Origin of the sequence: Nonomuraea sp. ATR24 (assembly GCF_041950485.1) — a bacterium.
GTDB lineage: Bacteria > Actinomycetota > Actinomycetes > Streptosporangiales > Streptosporangiaceae > Nonomuraea > Nonomuraea ceibae.
Genome location: NZ_JBGNUU010000014.1, coordinates 1 through 16,082 on the forward strand (window position 1 = coordinate 1; position 16,082 = coordinate 16,082).

Consider the following 16,082-nt stretch of genomic DNA (forward strand, 5'->3'; position numbering starts at 1 on the left):
TCCAAAAAAGGTTTGATACCAGGCAACATTATCTCCGTCATATTTGACGAGGTGTTGCATGAAAAACTTCATGCACTGGCTTTTGACACACTGTTGAGTTCTCAAGAAACGGACGCTTGCTCCCCAGCCCTGCGAGAGGCGCGATCTCGTCTTTCGCAATCTTATCAGGCCCGCCGATCGGCTGTCAAGCCCGAGGATTTGTTTCCGATCGCTCAACCCATCTAGGATTGCGCACCCCGTCTCCGAGGCAACCCTCGTAACTTACCGTGGCATCCGGTTCCTGTCGAATCAACCGATTTTTCGCGGTGATCCAACAGACACCCGAGACGACTCGTGCCATGACGCGCAAGAGCGCCCACAGCCGAGTGGTTCGTTCTCAAGGGGCTGCCCTGGGGCCCGTCCGCCGTGTCAGGCGTCCGGCTCGCTCCCGGGGCGAGGTCAAACATTAGGTCGCGATTCGCCGGACGTCAAATCACACGCCGCTCACAGTTCGGACGAAGCCCGGCGGATCGCTTCGCCGCACCGCGCGAGCAGGGCGCGGAGGGTGTCGCGCTCCTCGTCGTCGAACTCGTCGGCGATCGCGCGCTCGATGACGACGGCGCGGGCGTCGGCCGTCTCCAGCGCCACGCGCCCCGGCTCGGTCAGCCGGGTCTCCAGCACCTTGCGGTGCCAGGGGTGCGGGGTGCGCTCGACCAGGCCGCGCTCCTCGAGGTTCTTGAGCACGACGGTCATCGCCTGCGGGGTGACCAGGCACGCCCTGGCCAGCGCGGCGCCCGAGATGCCGGGGTTGCCGGCCAGCGCGAACAGCGCCGCGTACTGCGGGACCGTCAGGCCCGCCGCCCGCACCGCGACCTGCTTGGCCGCGATCAGCTCCTGCTCGGCCCGCTTGATGTCGAGGCCGAGCCGCTCCTGCGCGGGCATGTCCACCATGACGGCAAGCGTACAAGGCTTCGAGTCTTGATAATCATCAAAGCTTTGATATCGTCCCCTGCGCCAGCCATCACGAAGGAGACCGCAACGTGATTCCCGAGAGCCACCTCGACCTGCTGACCCGCCCGCTGTTCGCGCACCTGGCGACCATCGGGCCCGGCGGCGCGCCGCAGGTGAACCCGGTCTGGACGGTGTGGGACGGCGAGCACCTGCGCTTCACGACCACCACCGACCGCCGCAAGTGCCGCAACGTCGCCGACCACCCGGAGGTGGCCGTCTCCGTCAACGACCCCGACCAGCCGTACCGCTATTTGGAGATCCGCGGCGTGGTCGAGCGCGTCGAGCCCGACCCGTCCGGCGACTTCTTCGACGTCCTGGCCACCCGTTACGGCCTGCCGTACGAGCGCCCGGTCGGCGACGCCGCCCGCCGCGTTGTGATCGTCGTCCGCCCCACGCACACGACCAGCCAGTAGCGCCGGGGTGCCCGCGGTCAGCGGGCGACGCTCGCGCGCACCTGCTCGGGGGAGACGAACAGCTCGGCCGCCATCCCCGCCTGCCGCGCCGCCACCACGTTCGCCTCGTTGTCGTCGAAGAACAGCACGTCGCCCGGGGCGACCCCGTGCCGGGAGGCGCAGATCTCGTACGCGCGGGGGTCGGGCTTGGCCACGCCGATCCGGCAGGAGTAGGTGAGCGCGTCGAAGCGGCCCAGCCAGTCACCGTGCCGCTCCTCCCACACGGGCACCAGGTCCTCGATGATGTTCGACAGCAGCCCGAGCCTGCGTCCGCCGTCGGCCAGCTCGTGCACGAGGGCCACCATCTCGGGGTCGACGTGGGACCAGCTCTCCAGGTCGGCCTCGGTCAGCGCCGCCACGTCGGCGAACCGCGCGCCGAGCCGCTCGGCGACGGCCGCCCAGTAGAGGTCGCTCGGCTGCCCGGCGTCGTAGGGCGGCCGGCAGGCCCAGTACGCCTCCCAGAAGCGGTCCGCCGACACCCCGGCCAGGTCGACGAGCTGCTGCTTGGCCTCGTCGGTCTGCGTCCTGGCGATGACGCCGTACAAATCGAAAACGATCACTTCGGGCATGCTTCCGAGCTTATGCGCGTATCCTGCCCCGGTGACCAGTGCCGCCACACTAGCCCCGCCCACCACTCCTGAACCCCGTACGCGCGGGCACGCGAGCGCCTGGCTCGCGGGGGCGGCGGCGGGAGCCGTCGCGTTCAGCGGGACGGGCGCGGCGACGCTGAACGGCGACGAGCTGGCCACGATCAGCGCCGCGTCCCGCTCGCTCGCCGGGCTGTGGGAGCTGGCCCAGCACATCGACGGGCACTTCCTGCCTTACTACGTGTTCATGCACTTCTGGGCCAAGGCGGGCACGGCCGAGCTGTGGCTGCGGCTGCCGTCGGCGCTGGCGATCGCGGTGGCGGCGGGGCTGCTGGTCGCGCTGGGCGGGCGGCTGCACAGCACGCGGGCGGGGGTGACGGCGGCGGCGGTCTTCGCGGTGCTGCCGTCGGTGTCCTACTACGGGGCGTTCGCCCGCTCCTGCGCGTTCGCCGCCGCGGCGGTCGTGCTGTCGTTCTGGGCGCTGCACCGGGCGGCCGAGCGGCCGGAGGCGGCCCGCCGGTGGGTGGTGTACGGGGTGAGCGTGGCGCTGGTGTGCTGCACGCACCTGTTCGCCGTGCTGGTGCTGCCCGCGCAGCTCGTGGCGGCCGTCGCGCTGCTGCCGCGGCGGGACCTGCTGCTGCGGGCGCTGCCCGCGCTGGCCGCCGGCGGCGTGCCGGCCGTGGTGCTCGGCCTGGTCGGCTACGGCGAGCGGCACGCGATCAGCTGGATCCCGCAGCGGGGTCCCGAGGTGCTGCTGAAGTTCCCGAAGATGGCGGCGGGCGCGGCCGAGGCGGGCCTGCCGCTGTTCGCGGTGGCGCTGGCGGGCGCGGGACTGCTGTGGTGGTCGGCGCGCACCCGCCCCGGGGGCCGGGTGTGGGCGGCGACGCTGCTCGGGTGGCTGGTCCTGCCGCCGCTGCTGCTGCTCGCGGTCTCCCACCTGGTGACACCTGCGTACGTGGACCGCTACCTTTTCGTCACCGCTCCGGCGCTGGCGCTGCTGGCTGGGCTGGCGGCGGCGAGCGTGCCGAGGATGGCCGTGGCCGCGTGCTGCGCGCTGGTGGCGGTGACGGTGGCGGCCGGGTTCGCCCAGCACGTCGAGGTGCGCGAGCCGAACGGCCGGTTCGAGGACGTTCCGTGGGCGCTGCGCAGGATGGACGTGCGGCCGGGCGACGCGATCGTCTACGGCCAGAGCTCGGTCAGGGCCGGGTTCGACTACTACGGCGCCGGGGCGACGCCGGACGACGTGCTCAGGATCGGCACGGCCCCGGACCCCGACGGGTTCGGCTTCCCCGAGCGCGACGACGTCGCCGAGGCGCTGGCCGGGCGGGAACGGGTGTGGGTCGTGTGGCGCGGCGCCAAGTCGAGCGGGGCCCGGCTGCCCCGGGTCGAGGCGGTGCGCGAGGCCGGGTTCGAGCAGAAGTCGGCCTGGCACTCGGCCGACCTGCCGGGACTCACGGTCGCGCTCTACACCGCCCCGTGAACGACCGGAGGCGGGCCCCCGGAACGAGAGCCCGCCTCCGCCTGATCCTGTGGGCCGTCAGCCGACCTCGACGCCGCCGATCGACTTCTTGCCGCGCCGCAGCACCAGGTAGCGCCCGTGCAGCAGGTCGTCGCCCGACGGGACGTAGGACTCGTCGGTGATCTTGACGTTGTTGAGGTAGGCGCCGCCCTCCTTGACCGCGCGCCGCGCCGCCGACTTGGACTCGACCAGGCCGCTGTCGGCCAGCAGGTCGACCAGCGTCGCGCCCAGCGCCGGCACGGTGGCCTTCGGCACCTCGGCCAGCGCGGCGCCGAGTGTCGCGGCCGGCAGCTCCTCCAGCGCGCCCTGGCCGAACAGCGCCTTGGACGCGGCGACCACGGCCGCCAGCTCCTGCTTGCCGTGCAGCAGCTCGGTGAGCTCCTCGGCCAGCGTGCGCTGCGCCTCACGGGCGAAGGGCCGCTCGGCGACCGCCTTCTCCAGCTCCTCGATCTCCTCCCGGCCGCGGAAGGTGAACACCTTGAGGTAGTGGATCACGTCACGGTCGTCGGAGTTGAGGAAGTACTGGTAGAAGGCGTACGGGGAGGTCATCTCCGGGTCGAGCCAGAGGGCGCCGCCCGCGGTCTTGCCGAACTTGGTGCCGTCGGCCTTGGTGATGAGCGGCAGCGTGAGCGCGTGCACGTGCGCGCCCTCGATGCGGCGCACCAGGTCGGCGCCCGCGGTGATGTTGCCCCACTGGTCGCTGCCGCCGATCTGCAGCGTGCAGCCGTAGCGCCGGAACAGCTCCAGGTAGTCGTTGGACTGCAGGATCTGGTAGCTGAACTCGGTGTAGCTCAGCCCCTCACCGGCCAGCCGGGCCGACACCGACTCGCGCGCCAGCATCCGGTTGACCGGGAAGTGCTTGCCGATGTCGCGCAGGAAGTCGATGGCCGACAGCTCGCCGGTCCAGTCGAGGTTGCTCACCATGAGGGCGGCGTTGGGCACCTCGCCGAAGTCGAGGAACCGGCCCACCTGGCCGCGCAGCCGCTCCACCCACTGGGCCACGACGTCGCCGGAGTTGAGCGAACGCTCGGTGTTGCGGCCGCTCGGGTCGCCGATCAGCCCGGTCGCGCCGCCGACGAGCCCGATCGGCCGGTGGCCGGCGAGCTGGAAGCGCCGCAGCGTGAGCAGCGGGACGAAGTGACCGACGTGCAGGGAGGCGGCGGTCGGGTCGAAACCCGCATAGACCGTGATCGGCCCCTTGGCCATGGACGCGCGCAGGGCGTCGAGGTCGGTTGACTGCGCGATCAGGCCTCGCCAGGCGAGGTCGTCGAGGATGTCGGTCACGGTGCTGGCTTTCCGGTAGGTGTCGGGTGGTTACAGCGTGCCCGATCGCGTGGAGTGACCGCTACTTGGATAGTCTCGGTCCCCATGTGGAGGGTCCGTCGCGAGCTGGCCGTTTTCAAGATCTTAGGGGCTCTGGCGTGCGCCGGGCTCGCCGTCTACTGGTATCTCGGCGGCGACCTGCGCGGGGTGATCCTGGCCGTGCCCGCCGCCGTGCTGGTGGGCGCGATGGGCCTGCGTGACGTGCTGGTGCCGGTGCGGCTGGCGGCCGACGAGAGCGGCATCACCGTGACGCACGGCTTCGCCGGCCGGCGGCACGTGCCGTGGGAGGACATCCAGGACGTCAAGGTCGACGTGCGGACGCGGTTCGGGCTGCGCAGCGAGATGCTGGAGATCGACACCGGCGACCATCTGCACATCTTCAGCCCTCACGAGCTGGGCGCCTCGCCCACGGAGGTGGCCGCGGCGTTGCGCCGCCGCGGCACGTGAGCCCGGTACGGCGAGACGGTCGGGTCGGCGTCGATCCAGAACCGCCACGGCGTGTCCTTGGCGGTCGAGATCCCGGTCCGGGGACCTGACCGGATCCGCGCGCGGGCGGGCGGGCTGCCTTCGAGCACGGCCGCCGCCCCGGCGGGCCACCCGGTGAGCCGGTCTCCCGGCATGAAGCCGGGTGCCACCCCGTCCAGGACGGCGTCGAGCCCGTTGTGCTCGCGCCGCAGCCCGAGCGCCACGGCCAGCCGGGCGGGACCGCGGGCGAGGTCACGGTCCGCGGGCCGCCTGGTCCCGTTCGAGCGCCGCTCGCGCGCCAGGTCGAGGCCCGCCACCACCTCACCGGCCCGCAGCAGCACCGCCGAGCCGTGCTCCTCGGGCAGGCAGACCAGGTTGGCGCAGAAGTGCATCCCGTACGTGAAGTACACGTACAGGTGTCCCGGCGGGCCGAACATCACGGCGTTGCGCGGCGTCTTGCCCCGGTAGGTGTGGGCGGCGGGGTCCTCGCCGGGCCCGCCGTACGCCTCGACCTCGGTGAGGCGCACGGCGACGGACCCGTCGGCGCCGCTGTGCACGAGGACGCGCCCGAGCAGGTCGGGCGCCACCTCGTGGGAGGGCCGGTCGAAGAAGCCGCGCGGGAGCGGCTCGAAGGACAGCGCGGATGACGACACTGCGGTCAGGACTCGCCCGCCGCCCAGGCCGCCTGCGCGTCGACCGACTCGCGCAGCGCGACGAGCTGGTCGCGGACGCGGTCGGGGGCCGTGCCGCCGTGGGCCTTGCGGGCGGCCAGCGCGCCGGGCACGTTGAGCACGTCGCGCACGTCGGGCGTCAGGTGGGCCGACACCTTGGCCAGCTCGTCGTCAGTGAGGTCGCCGAGGTCCTTGTCGTTGACCTGGCACCACACGACCAGGTGGCCGACGGCCTCGTGCGCCTCGCGGAACGGCACGCCGCGCCGCACCAGCAGCTCGGCCAGGTCGGTGGCGAGCGCGAACCCGTCGGGGGCCGACGCCTCCATGCGGGCGGTGTTGACGCGCATGGTGGCGACCAGGCCGGCCATCGCGGGAAGGACGAGCAGCAGCGTGTCGACCGAGTCGAACACCGGCTCCTTGTCCTCCTGGAGGTCGCGGTTGTAGGTCAGCGGCAGGCCCTTGAGCGTCGTCAGCAGCGCCATGAGGTTGCCGATGAGGCGGCCGGACTTGCCTCGGGCCAGCTCGGCCACGTCGGGGTTCTTCTTCTGCGGCATGATCGACGAGCCGGTGGAGTAGGCGTCGTCCATCTCGATCCAGCGGAACTCCTGCGAGGCCCACAGGACGATCTCCTCGCCCAGCCGCGACAGGTGGGTGCCGATCATCGCCGCGGCGAACAGGAACTCGGCGGCGAAGTCGCGGTCGGCGACGGCGTCCATCGAGTTGGGAGCCGCCGAGGAGAAGCCGAGCTCCTCCGCCACGGCCTGCGGGTCGAGCGGCAGCGACGAGCCGGCCAGCGCGCCCGCGCCGAGCGGCGAGACGGCGGCGCGCCGGTCCCAGTCGGACAGCCGGTCGACGTCGCGGGCGAAGGCGTGCACGTGGGCCAGGAGCTGGTGGCCGAACGAGACGGGCTGGGCGTGCTGCAGGTGGGTCATGCCGGGCGCGGCCGTCTCGGCGTGCTGCTCGGCCTGCGCCATGAGCGCCGTCTCCAGCTCGACCAGCCGCGAGACGATCGTGCGGGCGTGGTCGCGCAGGTAGAGGCGCAGGTCGGTGGCGATCTGGTCGTTGCGGCTGCGGCCGGCGCGGAGCTTGCCGCCGAGCGAGCCGAGCCGCTCCAGCAGGCCGCGCTCCAGGGCGGTGTGCACGTCCTCGTCGGCGACCGTCGGCCGGAACTCGCCGGCCTTGCAGGCGCGCTCCAGGTCGTCGAGGGCGCCGATCATGCGCTCGAGCTCGTCCGCGCTGAGCAGCCCCGCCCTGTGCAGCACGCGGGCGTGCGCCCTGGACGCCGCCAGGTCGTACGGCACCAGCCGCCAGTCGAAGTGCACGCTCACCGACAGCCGGGTCAGCGCGTCGGACGGTCCCCCTTCGAAACGCCCGCCCCACAGCCGCATCGGCTTGCCATCACTCACCGTCATCTCCTCAAACTGTCCTGCCACCGTCTCCGCGACCATAGTGCACCCCGGCCGTTCCCCGTGTCGCGGGTCGCGGCGATCATGGAAGGCGGGTGCACGAACCCTGTGGCCTGGTCGCGGCCGGCGGTGTGGCGCCCGGCGGCGCCGGGAGGGCGGCGGACGTGCCGGGCCCTCCCGGGCGAGCCGGGACCACTCTCGCGGTCATGGGTCGAACTTCGTCACTCGGCGTGCTGGCTGCGCCTGTCGGCCGTCTTCAGCAGCGCCTCGGCCACCGCCTGCCCGCCGAGCGGGTCGCGGCTGATGACCAGGATCGTGTCGTCGCCGGCGACGGTGCCGAGGATGGACTCCCAGTCGGCGTGGTCGATGGCGGAGGCCAGGAACTGGGCGGCTCCCGGCGGTGTCCTGACGAGGATCAGGTTGGCCGACGCCTCGGCGCTGACCAGCAGTTCCTCGGCGATGCGGTGCAGCCGGGCGGCCGGCGACTCGCCGGTGCCGAGCCGGGCGAGCGGGATGCGCCCGCCGCCCTCGCCGGGCAGCGCGTAGACGAGGGAGCCGTCCTCGGCGCGCAGCTTGAGCGCGCCGAGCTCGTCGAGGTCGCGGGACAGGGTGGCCTGGGTGACCTCCACGCCGCTCTCGGCGAGCAGCTTGGCCAGCTCCGGCTGGGAGCGGACGGGCTGGCGCTGCAGCAGGTCGGTGATCTTGGCCTGTCTGCCGGCCTTGGTCATCGGGATCGTCATGTCTCGCTCATCAGCCAGTGGAGCAGGGCCTTCTGCGCGTGCAGCCGGTTCTCCGCCTGGTCCCAGACGGCGCTGCGCGGGCCTTCGAGGACCTCGGCGGTGATCTCGTGGCCGCGGTAGGCGGGCAGGCAGTGCAGCACGATCGCCTCGGCGTCGGCGTGCTCCAGCAGCTCGTCGTTGACCTGGTAGGGCATGAGGTCGGCGATGCGCCGTTCCTTGCCGTCCTGGCCCATCGACACCCAGGTGTCGGTGGCGACCACGTGCGCGCCCTGGACGGCGGCCGCCGCGTCGGACAGCGCGACCACCGAGCCGCCGGTGCGGGCGGCGATGGCGGCGGCGCGGCCGAGGATGACGGCGTCGGGCTGGTAGCCGGGCGGGGCGGCGATCCGTACGTGCATGCCGGCGGTGGCGCCGCCGAGCAGGTAGGAGTGGGCCATGTTGTTGGCGCCGTCGCCGGTGTAGGCGAGGGTCAGCCCGGCGGTGCGGCCGAACCGCTCGCGCACCGTCTGCAGGTCGGCGAGGATCTGGCAGGGGTGGTAGTCGTCGGTGAGCGCGTTGACCACGGGCACGCCGGCGTGGGCGGCCATGGTCTCGATCAGCTCCTGGCCGCTGGTGCGCCAGACGATGGCGGACACCTGCCTGCCGAGCACGCGGGCGATGTCTTCAGTGGGCTCGCCGCGTCCCATGAGCGTGGAGACGCCGTCGACGATGAGCGGCAGGCCGCCGAGCTCGCCGATGCCGGTGTGGAAGGACACGCGGGTGCGCGCGGACGGCTTGTCGAACAGGACGGCGACCGACTGGGGGCCCTCGAAGGGCCGGTAGCCGAACCGGTCCTTCTTCATCGCGGCGGCCAGGTCGAGAACCTCGGCCTGCTCCTCGGGCGTGAGGTCGTCGTCCTTGAGGAAGTGGCGGGTCATTTGGCTGCCTCCGAGAGAATCCGGGGGAACGCCGTCACGAAGGCGTCGATCTCCTGCTCGGTCACGACCAGCGGGGGCGCGAGGCGTACGGCGTCGGGCTGCAGGGCGTTGACGAGGAAGCCGGCGTCGGCGGCGGCCTTCTGGACCCGCGCCGAGACCGGTTCGGTGAGGACGACGCCCAGCCACAGGCCGCGCCCGCGCACCCCCTTCAGCAGCGGGTGGCCGATCGCCTCCAGGCCGTCGCGCAGCCGCGCGGCGACCGTGCGGACGTGGCCGAGGTCGACGTTGGCGAGCACGGCCAGCGCGGCGGCGCAGGAGACCGGGTTGCCGCCGAACGTCGAGCCGTGGTCGCCCTTGTCGAACAGCGTGCCCGCCTCGCCGAAGCCGACGCAGGCGCCGATCGGCAGGCCGCCGCCGAGGCCCTTGGCCAGCGTGAGGATGTCGGGCGTGCAGCCGTCGGCCTGGTGGGCGAACCAGTGGCCGGTGCGGCCGATCGCCGACTGGATCTCATCGGCCACCAGCAGCGCGCCGGCGGCGTCGCAGATCTCGCGGGCGGCCGCCAGGTAGCCGTCGGGCGGCGGGACCACGCCCGCCTCGCCCTGCGTGGGCTCCAGGAAGACGGCGGCGCACTCGCCGGTCACGGCCGCCTTCAGCGCGTCGGCGTCGCCGTAGGGGACGAAGCGGACCTCGACCGGGAACGGGCCGAACTGGTCGCGGATCGCCTGCTTGCCGGTCAGCGACAGGGCGCCGAGGGTGCGGCCGTGGAAGCCGTTCTCGGCGGCGACGAAGTAGGTGCGGCCGTGGCGCTTGCCGTACTTGATGGCGAGCTTGAGCGCGGCCTCGTTGGCCTCGGTGCCGGAGTTGGCGAGGAAGACGCGGCCGGGGGCCTGGAGCAGCTCCAGCAGCTTCTCGGCGAGCAGCACCTCGGGCTCGTGCAGGAACAGGTTGCTCGTGTGGGCGAGCGTGGCCACCTGGGTGGAGACGGCCTCGACGAGCGCCGGGTGGGCGTGGCCGAGCGAGGTGACGGCGATGCCGCCGATGAAGTCGAGGTAGGCCCGGCCGTCGACGTCCCAGACGCGGGTGCCCTCACCGCGCGCCAGCGCGACCGGGGGGACTCCGTAGTTGGGCATGAAGGCCTGCTCGAACCTGTCGAAGAGGCTCATGAGGGCACCACCATCGTTCCGATTCCTTCGTTGGTGAAGATTTCCAGCAGCAGCGCGTGCGGCTCCCGGCCGTCGAGCACGTGGGCCTGCGGCACGCCGCCCTTGACCGCGGTCAGGCACGCCTCCATCTTGGGCACCATGCCGCTCGACAGCGTCGGCATGAGCTCGGCCAGCTCGGCGGCGTCGAGCCGGCTGATGACCTCCGAGTCGTCGGGCCAGTTGGCGTACAGGCCCTCGACGTCGGTGAGGACGACGAGCTTGTCGGCCTGCAGCGCCACGGCGAGCGCGGCGGCCGCGGTGTCGGCGTTCACGTTGTAGATCTCCCCGTCGTCGCCGCGCGCCACGCTGGAGACGACGGGGATGCGGCCGTCGGCGAGCAGCGCGCGCACGGCTCCGGCCTGGACGTCGACGATCTCGCCGACCTGGCCGATGTCGACGGGGCTGCCGTCGACGACGGCGCTCTTGCGCTCGGCGGTGAACAGGTGGGCGTCCTCGCCCGACAGGCCGACGGCGAACGGGCCGTGCTGGTTGAGCAGCCCGACGATGTCGCGGCCGACCTGGCCGACCAGGACCATCCGGACGACCTGCATGGCCTCGGGCGTGGTCACGCGCAGCCCGGCGGTGAACGTGGACTCGATGCCGAGCTTGTCGAGGTGCTCGCTGATCTGCGGGCCGCCGCCGTGCACGACGACCGGGCGCAGCCCGGCGTAGCGCAGGAAGACGACGTCCTCGGCGAACGACGCCTTGAGGGACTCGTCGGTCATGGCGTTGCCGCCGTACTTGATGACGACGGTCGCGCCGTGGAAGCGCGTCAGCCAGGGCAGCGCCTCGATGAGCGTGCCGGCCTTCGCCTGCGCGGTGCCGGCCCTCATGAGGAGTACGCCGAGTTCTCGTGGACGTAGTCGGCCGTCAGGTCCGTGGTGTGGACGGTGGCCGTGTGGGGGCCGGCCGACAGGTCGATGGTGATCGTCACGTCGCGGGGGCGCATGTCGACCTTGGCGCGGTCGTCGCCGACGGCCCCGGCGCGGCAGATCCAGATGCCGTTGATGGCGACGTTGAGCCGGTCGGGCTCGAAGACGGCGTCGGTGGTGCCGACGGCGGCCAGCACCCGGCCCCAGTTGGGGTCCTCGCCGTGGATGGCGCACTTGAGCAGGTTGGAGCGGGAGACCGCGCGGCCGACGGTGACGGCGTCGTCCTCGGAGGCGGCGCCGATGACCTCGATGGCGATGGCCTTGGAGGCGCCCTCGGCGTCGACGAGGAGCTGGCGGGCGAGGTCGGCGCAGACCTCGGTGACCTTCTGCTCGAACTCGGCGAGCTCGGGCCTCACGCCCGCCGCGCCGCTGGACAGCAGCAGGACGGTGTCGTTGGTCGACATGCAGCCGTCGGTGTCGAGCCGGTCGAAGGTGCGCGAGGTGGCGCGGCGCAGCACGCTGTCGAGCTGCTCGGCGGTCAGGTCGGCGTCGGTGGTGATGACGCAGAGCATGGTGGCCAGGCCGGGGGCGAGCATGCCCGCGCCTTTGGCCATGCCGCCCACCATGTAGCCGTCGCCGCGCTTGAAGGAGATCTTGGAGACGGTGTCGGTGGTGCGGATCGCGTCGGCGGCGGCCAGGCCGCCGTCGCGGGAGAGCTGGGAGGCGGCCAGCTCGACGCCGGGCAGCAGCGCGTCCATCGGCAGCCGCTCGCCGATCAGGCCGGTGGAGCAGACCGCGATCTCTCCCGCGGAGTCGCCGAGCGCGGCGGCGGCCTTCTCGGCCGTGGCGTGGGTGTCCTGGAAGCCCTCGGGGCCGGTGCAGGCGTTGGCGCCGCCGGAGTTGAGCACCACCGCTCGCAACCGCCCGCCGCGCAGCACCTGCTGCGACCAGAGCACCGGGGCGGCCTTCACGCGGTTGGCCGTGAAGACGCCGGCGGCGGCACGGCTCGGCCCGTCGTTGACGACGAGGGCCAGGTCGCGGGCGCCGCCGGCCTTGATGCCTGCGGCTATGCCCGCGGCCCTGAAGCCGAGGGGGGCGGTCACGCTCATGGAGCAACTCCTGTCGTGGGAAGTCCGAGCTCTTCCGGGAGGCCGAGGGCGAGGTTGGCGCTCTGGATCGCGCCTCCGGCCGTGCCCTTGGTCAGGTTGTCGATGGCGATGACGGCGATCACCCGGCCCGCGCGCTCGTCGAGCGCGACCTGGAGGGCGGCGGTGTTGGCGCCGTAGGTCATGGCGGTGGCGGGCCAGGCTCCCTCGGGGAGCAGGTGCACGAACGGCTCCGCCTTGTAGGCCGTCTCGTAGGCCGCCCGGAGCGAGTCGCGGGTGACGCCGGGCCGGGCGGGGGCCGTGCAGGTGGCCAGGATGCCGCGGCTCATGGGGGCGAGCGTCGGGGTGAACGAGACCCGTACGGGCGCGCCCGCGGCGGCGCTGAGGCCCTGCTCCATCTCGGGGGTGTGGCGGTGGACACCGCCGGCGCTGTAGGCGCTGACGGAGCCCATGACCTCGCTGCCGAGCAGGCTGGGCTTGAGCGACTTGCCGGCGCCGCTGGTGCCGCTGGCGGCGACGACGACCACGTCCGGCTCGGCGAGCCCGGCGGCGAACGCGGGCGTCAGCGCGAGCAGCACGGAGGTGGGGTAGCAGCCGGGGACGGCGACGCGGCGGGTGCTCCGGAGCGCTTCGCGCTGGCCGGGCAGCTCGGGCAGGCCGTAGGGCCAGGTGCCGGCGTGCTCGCCGCCGTAGAACTCCTGCCAGGCGGCGGGGTCGGCGAGCCGGTGGTCGGCGCCGCAGTCGACGACGAGCGTCGCGGGGCCGAGCTGGGCGGCCACGGCGGCGGAGTGGCCGTGGGGCAGGGCGAGGAAGACGACGTCGTGCCCGGCGAGGGCGTCGGCGGTGGTCTCCTGGATGACCCGGTCGGCCAGCTGCGGCAGGTGGGGCTGGTGGGAGCCGAGCGCGCTGCCGGCGCTGGACGCCGCGGTGAGGGCGCCGATCTCCAGCTCCGGATGGCCGAGCAGCAGGCGGAGCAGCTCGCCGCCCGCATAGCCGCTGGCTCCGGCGATCGCGGCTCTCATCTGACCTCCTGCATATTCATGCATCATAGCTCATAGGCTTGCTTGTAAAGACTATGTACTCCCGATGATGAACATGCAAGTCGAGGCGTCTCGCCGTCCCACATGTCGAGATCAGGAACTCCGGAACATTGGTCTAGCGCGACGTACTAACCGGTCGGTACTGTGATTTATCCGGATGCCGTTCCACTGCGGGAGTTCTGCGTCATGACCCTGTCGCACGCCGAGGTGCAAGCCCAGCTCACCGGCCCTGGCCAGCTCTTCGAGGTCGAGGAGATCGGCGAGAGCGGGATACGGACGTGGAAGCACGCCCCCGGCCACTTCCGCACCCTGCTGGAGAACAGCGCCTTCCACGGCGACAAGGTCTTCCTGGTGTACGAGGACGAGCACGTCACGTTCGAGGACCACTTCCGCAGGGCCGCCACGCTCGCCAACCGGCTCGTCGAGGAGTACGGGGTCCGCAAGGGCGACCGGGTCGCCGTGGCCATGCGCAACTACCCGGAGTGGTCGATCGCGTTCTCGGCGGCGCTGGCCGCCGGGGCCATCGCGGTGCCGCTCAACGCCTGGTGGACGGAGAAGGAGCTGGCCTACGGGGTCAGCGACTCGGGCGCCAAGGTGATCGTCGCCGACGGGGAGCGCGCGGCCCGGCTGACGGGCACCGGCGTGCCGCTGATCGTCGCCCGCGGCGAGGTCCCGGCGGGCGCGCGCTCGTTCGAGGACGTGCTGGGCGTGGTCGAGCCCGGCGTGCGGCTGCCCGACGTGGAGCTGTCCCCCGAGGACCCGGCCACGATCTTCTACACCTCCGGCACCACCGGCAGCCCCAAGGGCGCGCTGGGCAGCCACCGCAACCTGGGCCAGGCGCCGATGACGGTCGCCTACGGGCTGATGCGCGCGGTGACGATGGCGGGCAAGGACTACGCCGAGGCGTCGGCGGTGCGCCGGGTGACGCTGCTGACGGTGCCGCTGTTCCACGTGACGGGCTGCTTCTCGGCGCTGATGACGACGATCTTCAGCGGCGGCGGCCTGGTGCTCATGTACAAGTGGGACCCCAAGCAGGCGCTGGAGCTGATCGAGCGGGAGAAGGTCACCGCGATGATCGGCGTGCCGACGAACGCCTGGCAGCTCATGTCGCACCCCGACTTCGGCAAGCACGACCTGTCCTCGCTGACGACGCTCGGCTACGGCGGCGCCCCCGCCCCGCCCAAGCTGCTGGAGCGCATCACCGCGAACCTGCCCGACCGGGCGCCGTCCAACGGCTACGGCATGACCGAGACGACCGCGCTGGCCATCGGCAACGGCGGCGCCGACTACCAGGCCAAGCCCGACAGCATCGGCCGCCCGACGGCCGTGGTGGACGTGCGCGTGGTGGACCCGATGGGCGAGGAGCTGCCGCCGGGCGAGGTGGGCGAGCTCTGCCTGCGCGGCCCGAACGTGATCATGGGCTACTGGAACAAGCCGCAGGCCACCGCCGAGACGTTCGTCGACAACTGGCTGCACACGGGCGACCTGGCCAGGATCGACGAGGAGGGCTTCGTCTACATCGTCGACCGGGCCAAGGACATGGTGATCAGGGGCGGCGAGAACGTCTACTGCGCCGAGGTCGAGGCCGCGCTGTTCGAGCACCCGGCGGTGGACGACGTGGCGGTGATCGGCGTGCCGCACGACGAGCTGGGCGAGGAGGTCGGGGCGGTGATCCGGCTCGCCCCGGACGCCTCGGCCACGCGCGAGGAGCTGACGGCGTTCCTGGCCGACCGGATCGCCAAGTTCAAGATCCCGGCGCACGTGTGGTTCCGCGACACCGAGCTGCCCCGCAACCCCGGCGGCAAGATCCTCAAGACGCGCCTGCGCAGGGAGGTGCTGGGCGCCTAACCGCGCAGCAGCTCCAGCAGCGACTCGACGTACGGCTGCGAGGCGCCGCGGTGGCGGCGCGGCGTGGCCACGCCGATGTGGCGCGCCGGGGCGGGCGGCTCCAGCGGCACGGCGACCAGGCCGGGCGTGTCGCCGAGCGCGACGCTCGGGATGAGCGCGACGCCGACGCCCGCGCCGACCAGCGACTGGGCGAAGCCGTAGTCGGTGGCCGCGCAGCAGACGCGCGGCTCGAACCCGGCCAGCGCGGCGTAGCGGTCCATCAGCCCGGCCGTCTTGAGGCAGCCGAGCACCCACCGCTCGCCCGCCAGCTCGGCCAGGTGCACGGCGGCGCGCCCGGCGTGCGGGTGGCCCGCGGGCAGCACCACCTGGAGCGGGTCGGCGGCGAGCGGCGTCCAGTCGAGGCCGGAGCGGTCACCCGGCCTGGCGGGCGGCGGGCCGTCGAAGTGGTAGGCGAGGGCGAGGTCGGCCCGCCCCTCCCGGACGAGCGGCAGGCTCTCCTCCGGCTCCCGTTCCAGGATCGTCAGCTCCGCCTCGGGATGCCGGGCGCTGAAGGCGGCCAGCGCGGCCGGCAGCAGCCGCCTGCCGCCGCTGGCGAACGCCGCGACCGTGAACCGCGCGCTCTGGCGGGAGAGCCGGTCGAGGCGCTCCTGGGCGTCGGCCAGCTCGGCCGCGATGGCGTCGGCGGTCTCCACCAGCGTGCGCCCGGCCGCGGTGAGCGTCACGCCGCGCGTGCTGCGCTCGACCACCGGGAGGCCGAGGCCGCGTTCGAGGGCGGCGATCTGCTGGGAGACGGCCGACGGGGTGAAGCGCAGGGTGGCGGCGGCGCGGTTGAAGCTGCCGTGCCGGGCGACCTCGCGCAGCACCCGCAGGCGCTGGACATCGATCATCAGTGCTCCTTACGACCGGATAAGCAGATCACCACTACCGCTGATGACTGTAGTGCC

17 protein-coding genes are annotated in these 16,082 nt (G+C 72.6%); 5 read left to right on the plus strand and 12 right to left on the minus strand.

Annotation, left to right across the window (positions count from 1 at the left end):
- Positions 1-225: hypothetical protein (locus ACBI99_RS29515; RefSeq protein WP_375073995.1), on the plus strand; the 225-nt coding region annotated here is incomplete at its 5' end.
- Between the two features lie 258 nt (positions 226-483).
- Here the strand turns inward: ACBI99_RS29515 and ACBI99_RS29520 are convergent.
- Positions 484-930 carry a MarR family winged helix-turn-helix transcriptional regulator gene (locus tag ACBI99_RS29520; RefSeq protein WP_375073996.1) on the minus strand — a complete coding sequence of 149 codons (447 nt, stop codon included), beginning with the start codon at positions 928-930 and terminating at the stop codon, positions 484-486.
- An 89-nt stretch (positions 931-1,019) separates the two neighbouring features.
- Between ACBI99_RS29520 and ACBI99_RS29525 the strand changes: the two genes are divergently transcribed.
- Positions 1,020-1,403: a PPOX class F420-dependent oxidoreductase gene (locus ACBI99_RS29525; protein ID WP_364184364.1), complete on the plus strand. Its 384-nt coding sequence runs from the start codon at positions 1,020-1,022 to the stop codon at positions 1,401-1,403.
- A gap of 17 nt (positions 1,404-1,420) precedes the next feature.
- Here ACBI99_RS29525 and ACBI99_RS29530 read toward each other — a convergent pair whose 3' ends face one another.
- Complete coding sequence (locus ACBI99_RS29530; RefSeq protein ID WP_219502257.1) at positions 1,421-2,011, minus strand: HAD family phosphatase; 591 nt, start codon at positions 2,009-2,011, stop codon at positions 1,421-1,423.
- Between the two features lie 31 nt (positions 2,012-2,042).
- Between ACBI99_RS29530 and ACBI99_RS29535 the strand changes: the two genes are divergently transcribed.
- On the plus strand, positions 2,043-3,509 hold the full coding sequence (locus ACBI99_RS29535) for a glycosyltransferase family 39 protein (RefSeq protein WP_375073997.1): 1,467 nt from the start codon (positions 2,043-2,045) through the stop codon (positions 3,507-3,509).
- Positions 3,510-3,566: 57 nt separating this feature from the next.
- On the opposite strand, the gene tyrS is transcribed toward ACBI99_RS29535, so the two are convergent.
- The gene (gene tyrS, locus ACBI99_RS29540) at positions 3,567-4,832 is read right to left on the minus strand and encodes a tyrosine--tRNA ligase (RefSeq protein ID WP_219502254.1); all 1,266 of its coding nucleotides are present in this window, start codon (positions 4,830-4,832) and stop codon (positions 3,567-3,569) included.
- 84 nt (positions 4,833-4,916) lie between these two features.
- On the opposite strand from tyrS, the gene ACBI99_RS29545 reads away from it, so the two are divergent.
- Complete coding sequence (locus tag ACBI99_RS29545) at positions 4,917-5,318, plus strand: PH domain-containing protein (RefSeq protein WP_219502253.1); 402 nt, start codon at positions 4,917-4,919, stop codon at positions 5,316-5,318.
- On the opposite strand, the gene ACBI99_RS29550 is transcribed toward ACBI99_RS29545, so the two are convergent.
- The 8 genes from ACBI99_RS29550 to argC form a co-directional block, all read right to left on the minus strand.
- Entirely contained in the window at positions 5,258-5,989 is a 732-nt protein-coding gene (locus ACBI99_RS29550) for a DNA-3-methyladenine glycosylase (protein WP_357587433.1), read from the minus strand. The genes ACBI99_RS29545 and ACBI99_RS29550 overlap by 61 nt on opposite strands.
- A 5-nt stretch (positions 5,990-5,994) precedes the next feature.
- The gene (gene argH, locus ACBI99_RS29555) at positions 5,995-7,419 is read right to left on the minus strand and encodes an argininosuccinate lyase (RefSeq protein ID WP_357587435.1); all 1,425 of its coding nucleotides are present in this window, start codon (positions 7,417-7,419) and stop codon (positions 5,995-5,997) included.
- 215 nt (positions 7,420-7,634) lie between these two features.
- Entirely contained in the window at positions 7,635-8,153 is a 519-nt protein-coding gene (locus ACBI99_RS29560; RefSeq protein ID WP_219502250.1) for an arginine repressor, read from the minus strand.
- A complete protein-coding gene (gene argF / locus ACBI99_RS29565) occupies positions 8,150-9,070 on the minus strand; it encodes an ornithine carbamoyltransferase (protein WP_219502249.1) in 921 nt (306 codons plus the stop codon). Before argF ends, ACBI99_RS29560 begins: the two co-directional genes overlap by 4 nt.
- Positions 9,067-10,233 (minus strand): acetylornithine transaminase, encoded by a 1,167-nt coding sequence (locus ACBI99_RS29570; protein WP_219502248.1) that lies wholly within the window; start codon positions 10,231-10,233, stop codon positions 9,067-9,069. Before ACBI99_RS29570 ends, argF begins: the two co-directional genes overlap by 4 nt.
- Positions 10,230-11,105: an acetylglutamate kinase gene (gene argB / locus ACBI99_RS29575; RefSeq protein WP_219502242.1), complete on the minus strand. Its 876-nt coding sequence runs from the start codon at positions 11,103-11,105 to the stop codon at positions 10,230-10,232. Before argB ends, ACBI99_RS29570 begins: the two co-directional genes overlap by 4 nt.
- On the minus strand, positions 11,102-12,253 hold the full coding sequence (gene argJ / locus ACBI99_RS29580) for a bifunctional glutamate N-acetyltransferase/amino-acid acetyltransferase ArgJ (RefSeq protein ID WP_375073998.1): 1,152 nt from the start codon (positions 12,251-12,253) through the stop codon (positions 11,102-11,104). The genes argB and argJ overlap by 4 nt, the downstream gene beginning before the upstream one ends.
- Positions 12,250-13,272, minus strand: a complete 1,023-nt coding sequence (gene argC, locus ACBI99_RS29585; protein ID WP_375073999.1) for an N-acetyl-gamma-glutamyl-phosphate reductase — start codon at positions 13,270-13,272, stop codon at positions 12,250-12,252. Before argC ends, argJ begins: the two co-directional genes overlap by 4 nt.
- 204 nt (positions 13,273-13,476) lie before the next feature.
- Between argC and ACBI99_RS29590 the strand changes: the two genes are divergently transcribed.
- Complete coding sequence (locus tag ACBI99_RS29590) at positions 13,477-15,138, plus strand: class I adenylate-forming enzyme family protein (RefSeq protein WP_375074000.1); 1,662 nt, start codon at positions 13,477-13,479, stop codon at positions 15,136-15,138.
- On the opposite strand, the gene ACBI99_RS29595 is transcribed toward ACBI99_RS29590, so the two are convergent.
- Positions 15,135-16,025, minus strand: coding sequence for a LysR family transcriptional regulator (locus ACBI99_RS29595; RefSeq protein WP_375074001.1), 891 nt, complete (start codon positions 16,023-16,025; stop codon positions 15,135-15,137). The genes ACBI99_RS29590 and ACBI99_RS29595 overlap by 4 nt on opposite strands.
- Positions 16,026-16,082: the final 57 nt, after the last annotated feature.

Coding starts and splice junctions, on each gene's coding strand:
- ACBI99_RS29520 (WP_375073996.1), bottom strand. CDS start 930: ATGGTGGACATGCCCGCGCAGGAGCGGCTCGGCCTCGACATCAAGCGG.
- ACBI99_RS29530 (WP_219502257.1), bottom strand. CDS start 2,011: ATGCCCGAAGTGATCGTTTTCGATTTGTACGGCGTCATCGCCAGGACG.
- ACBI99_RS29545 (WP_219502253.1), top strand. CDS start 4,917: ATGTGGAGGGTCCGTCGCGAGCTGGCCGTTTTCAAGATCTTAGGGGCT.
- argH (WP_357587435.1), bottom strand. CDS start 7,419: ATGACGGTGAGTGATGGCAAGCCGATGCGGCTGTGGGGCGGGCGTTTC.
- ACBI99_RS29560 (WP_219502250.1), bottom strand. CDS start 8,153: ATGACGATCCCGATGACCAAGGCCGGCAGACAGGCCAAGATCACCGAC.
- argF (WP_219502249.1), bottom strand. CDS start 9,070: ATGACCCGCCACTTCCTCAAGGACGACGACCTCACGCCCGAGGAGCAG.
- ACBI99_RS29570 (WP_219502248.1), bottom strand. CDS start 10,233: ATGAGCCTCTTCGACAGGTTCGAGCAGGCCTTCATGCCCAACTACGGA.
- argB (WP_219502242.1), bottom strand. CDS start 11,105: ATGAGGGCCGGCACCGCGCAGGCGAAGGCCGGCACGCTCATCGAGGCG.
- argJ (WP_375073998.1), bottom strand. CDS start 12,253: ATGAGCGTGACCGCCCCCCTCGGCTTCAGGGCCGCGGGCATAGCCGCA.
- argC (WP_375073999.1), bottom strand. CDS start 13,272: ATGAGAGCCGCGATCGCCGGAGCCAGCGGCTATGCGGGCGGCGAGCTG.
- ACBI99_RS29590 (WP_375074000.1), top strand. CDS start 13,477: ATGACCCTGTCGCACGCCGAGGTGCAAGCCCAGCTCACCGGCCCTGGC.
- ACBI99_RS29595 (WP_375074001.1), bottom strand. CDS start 16,025: ATGATCGATGTCCAGCGCCTGCGGGTGCTGCGCGAGGTCGCCCGGCAC.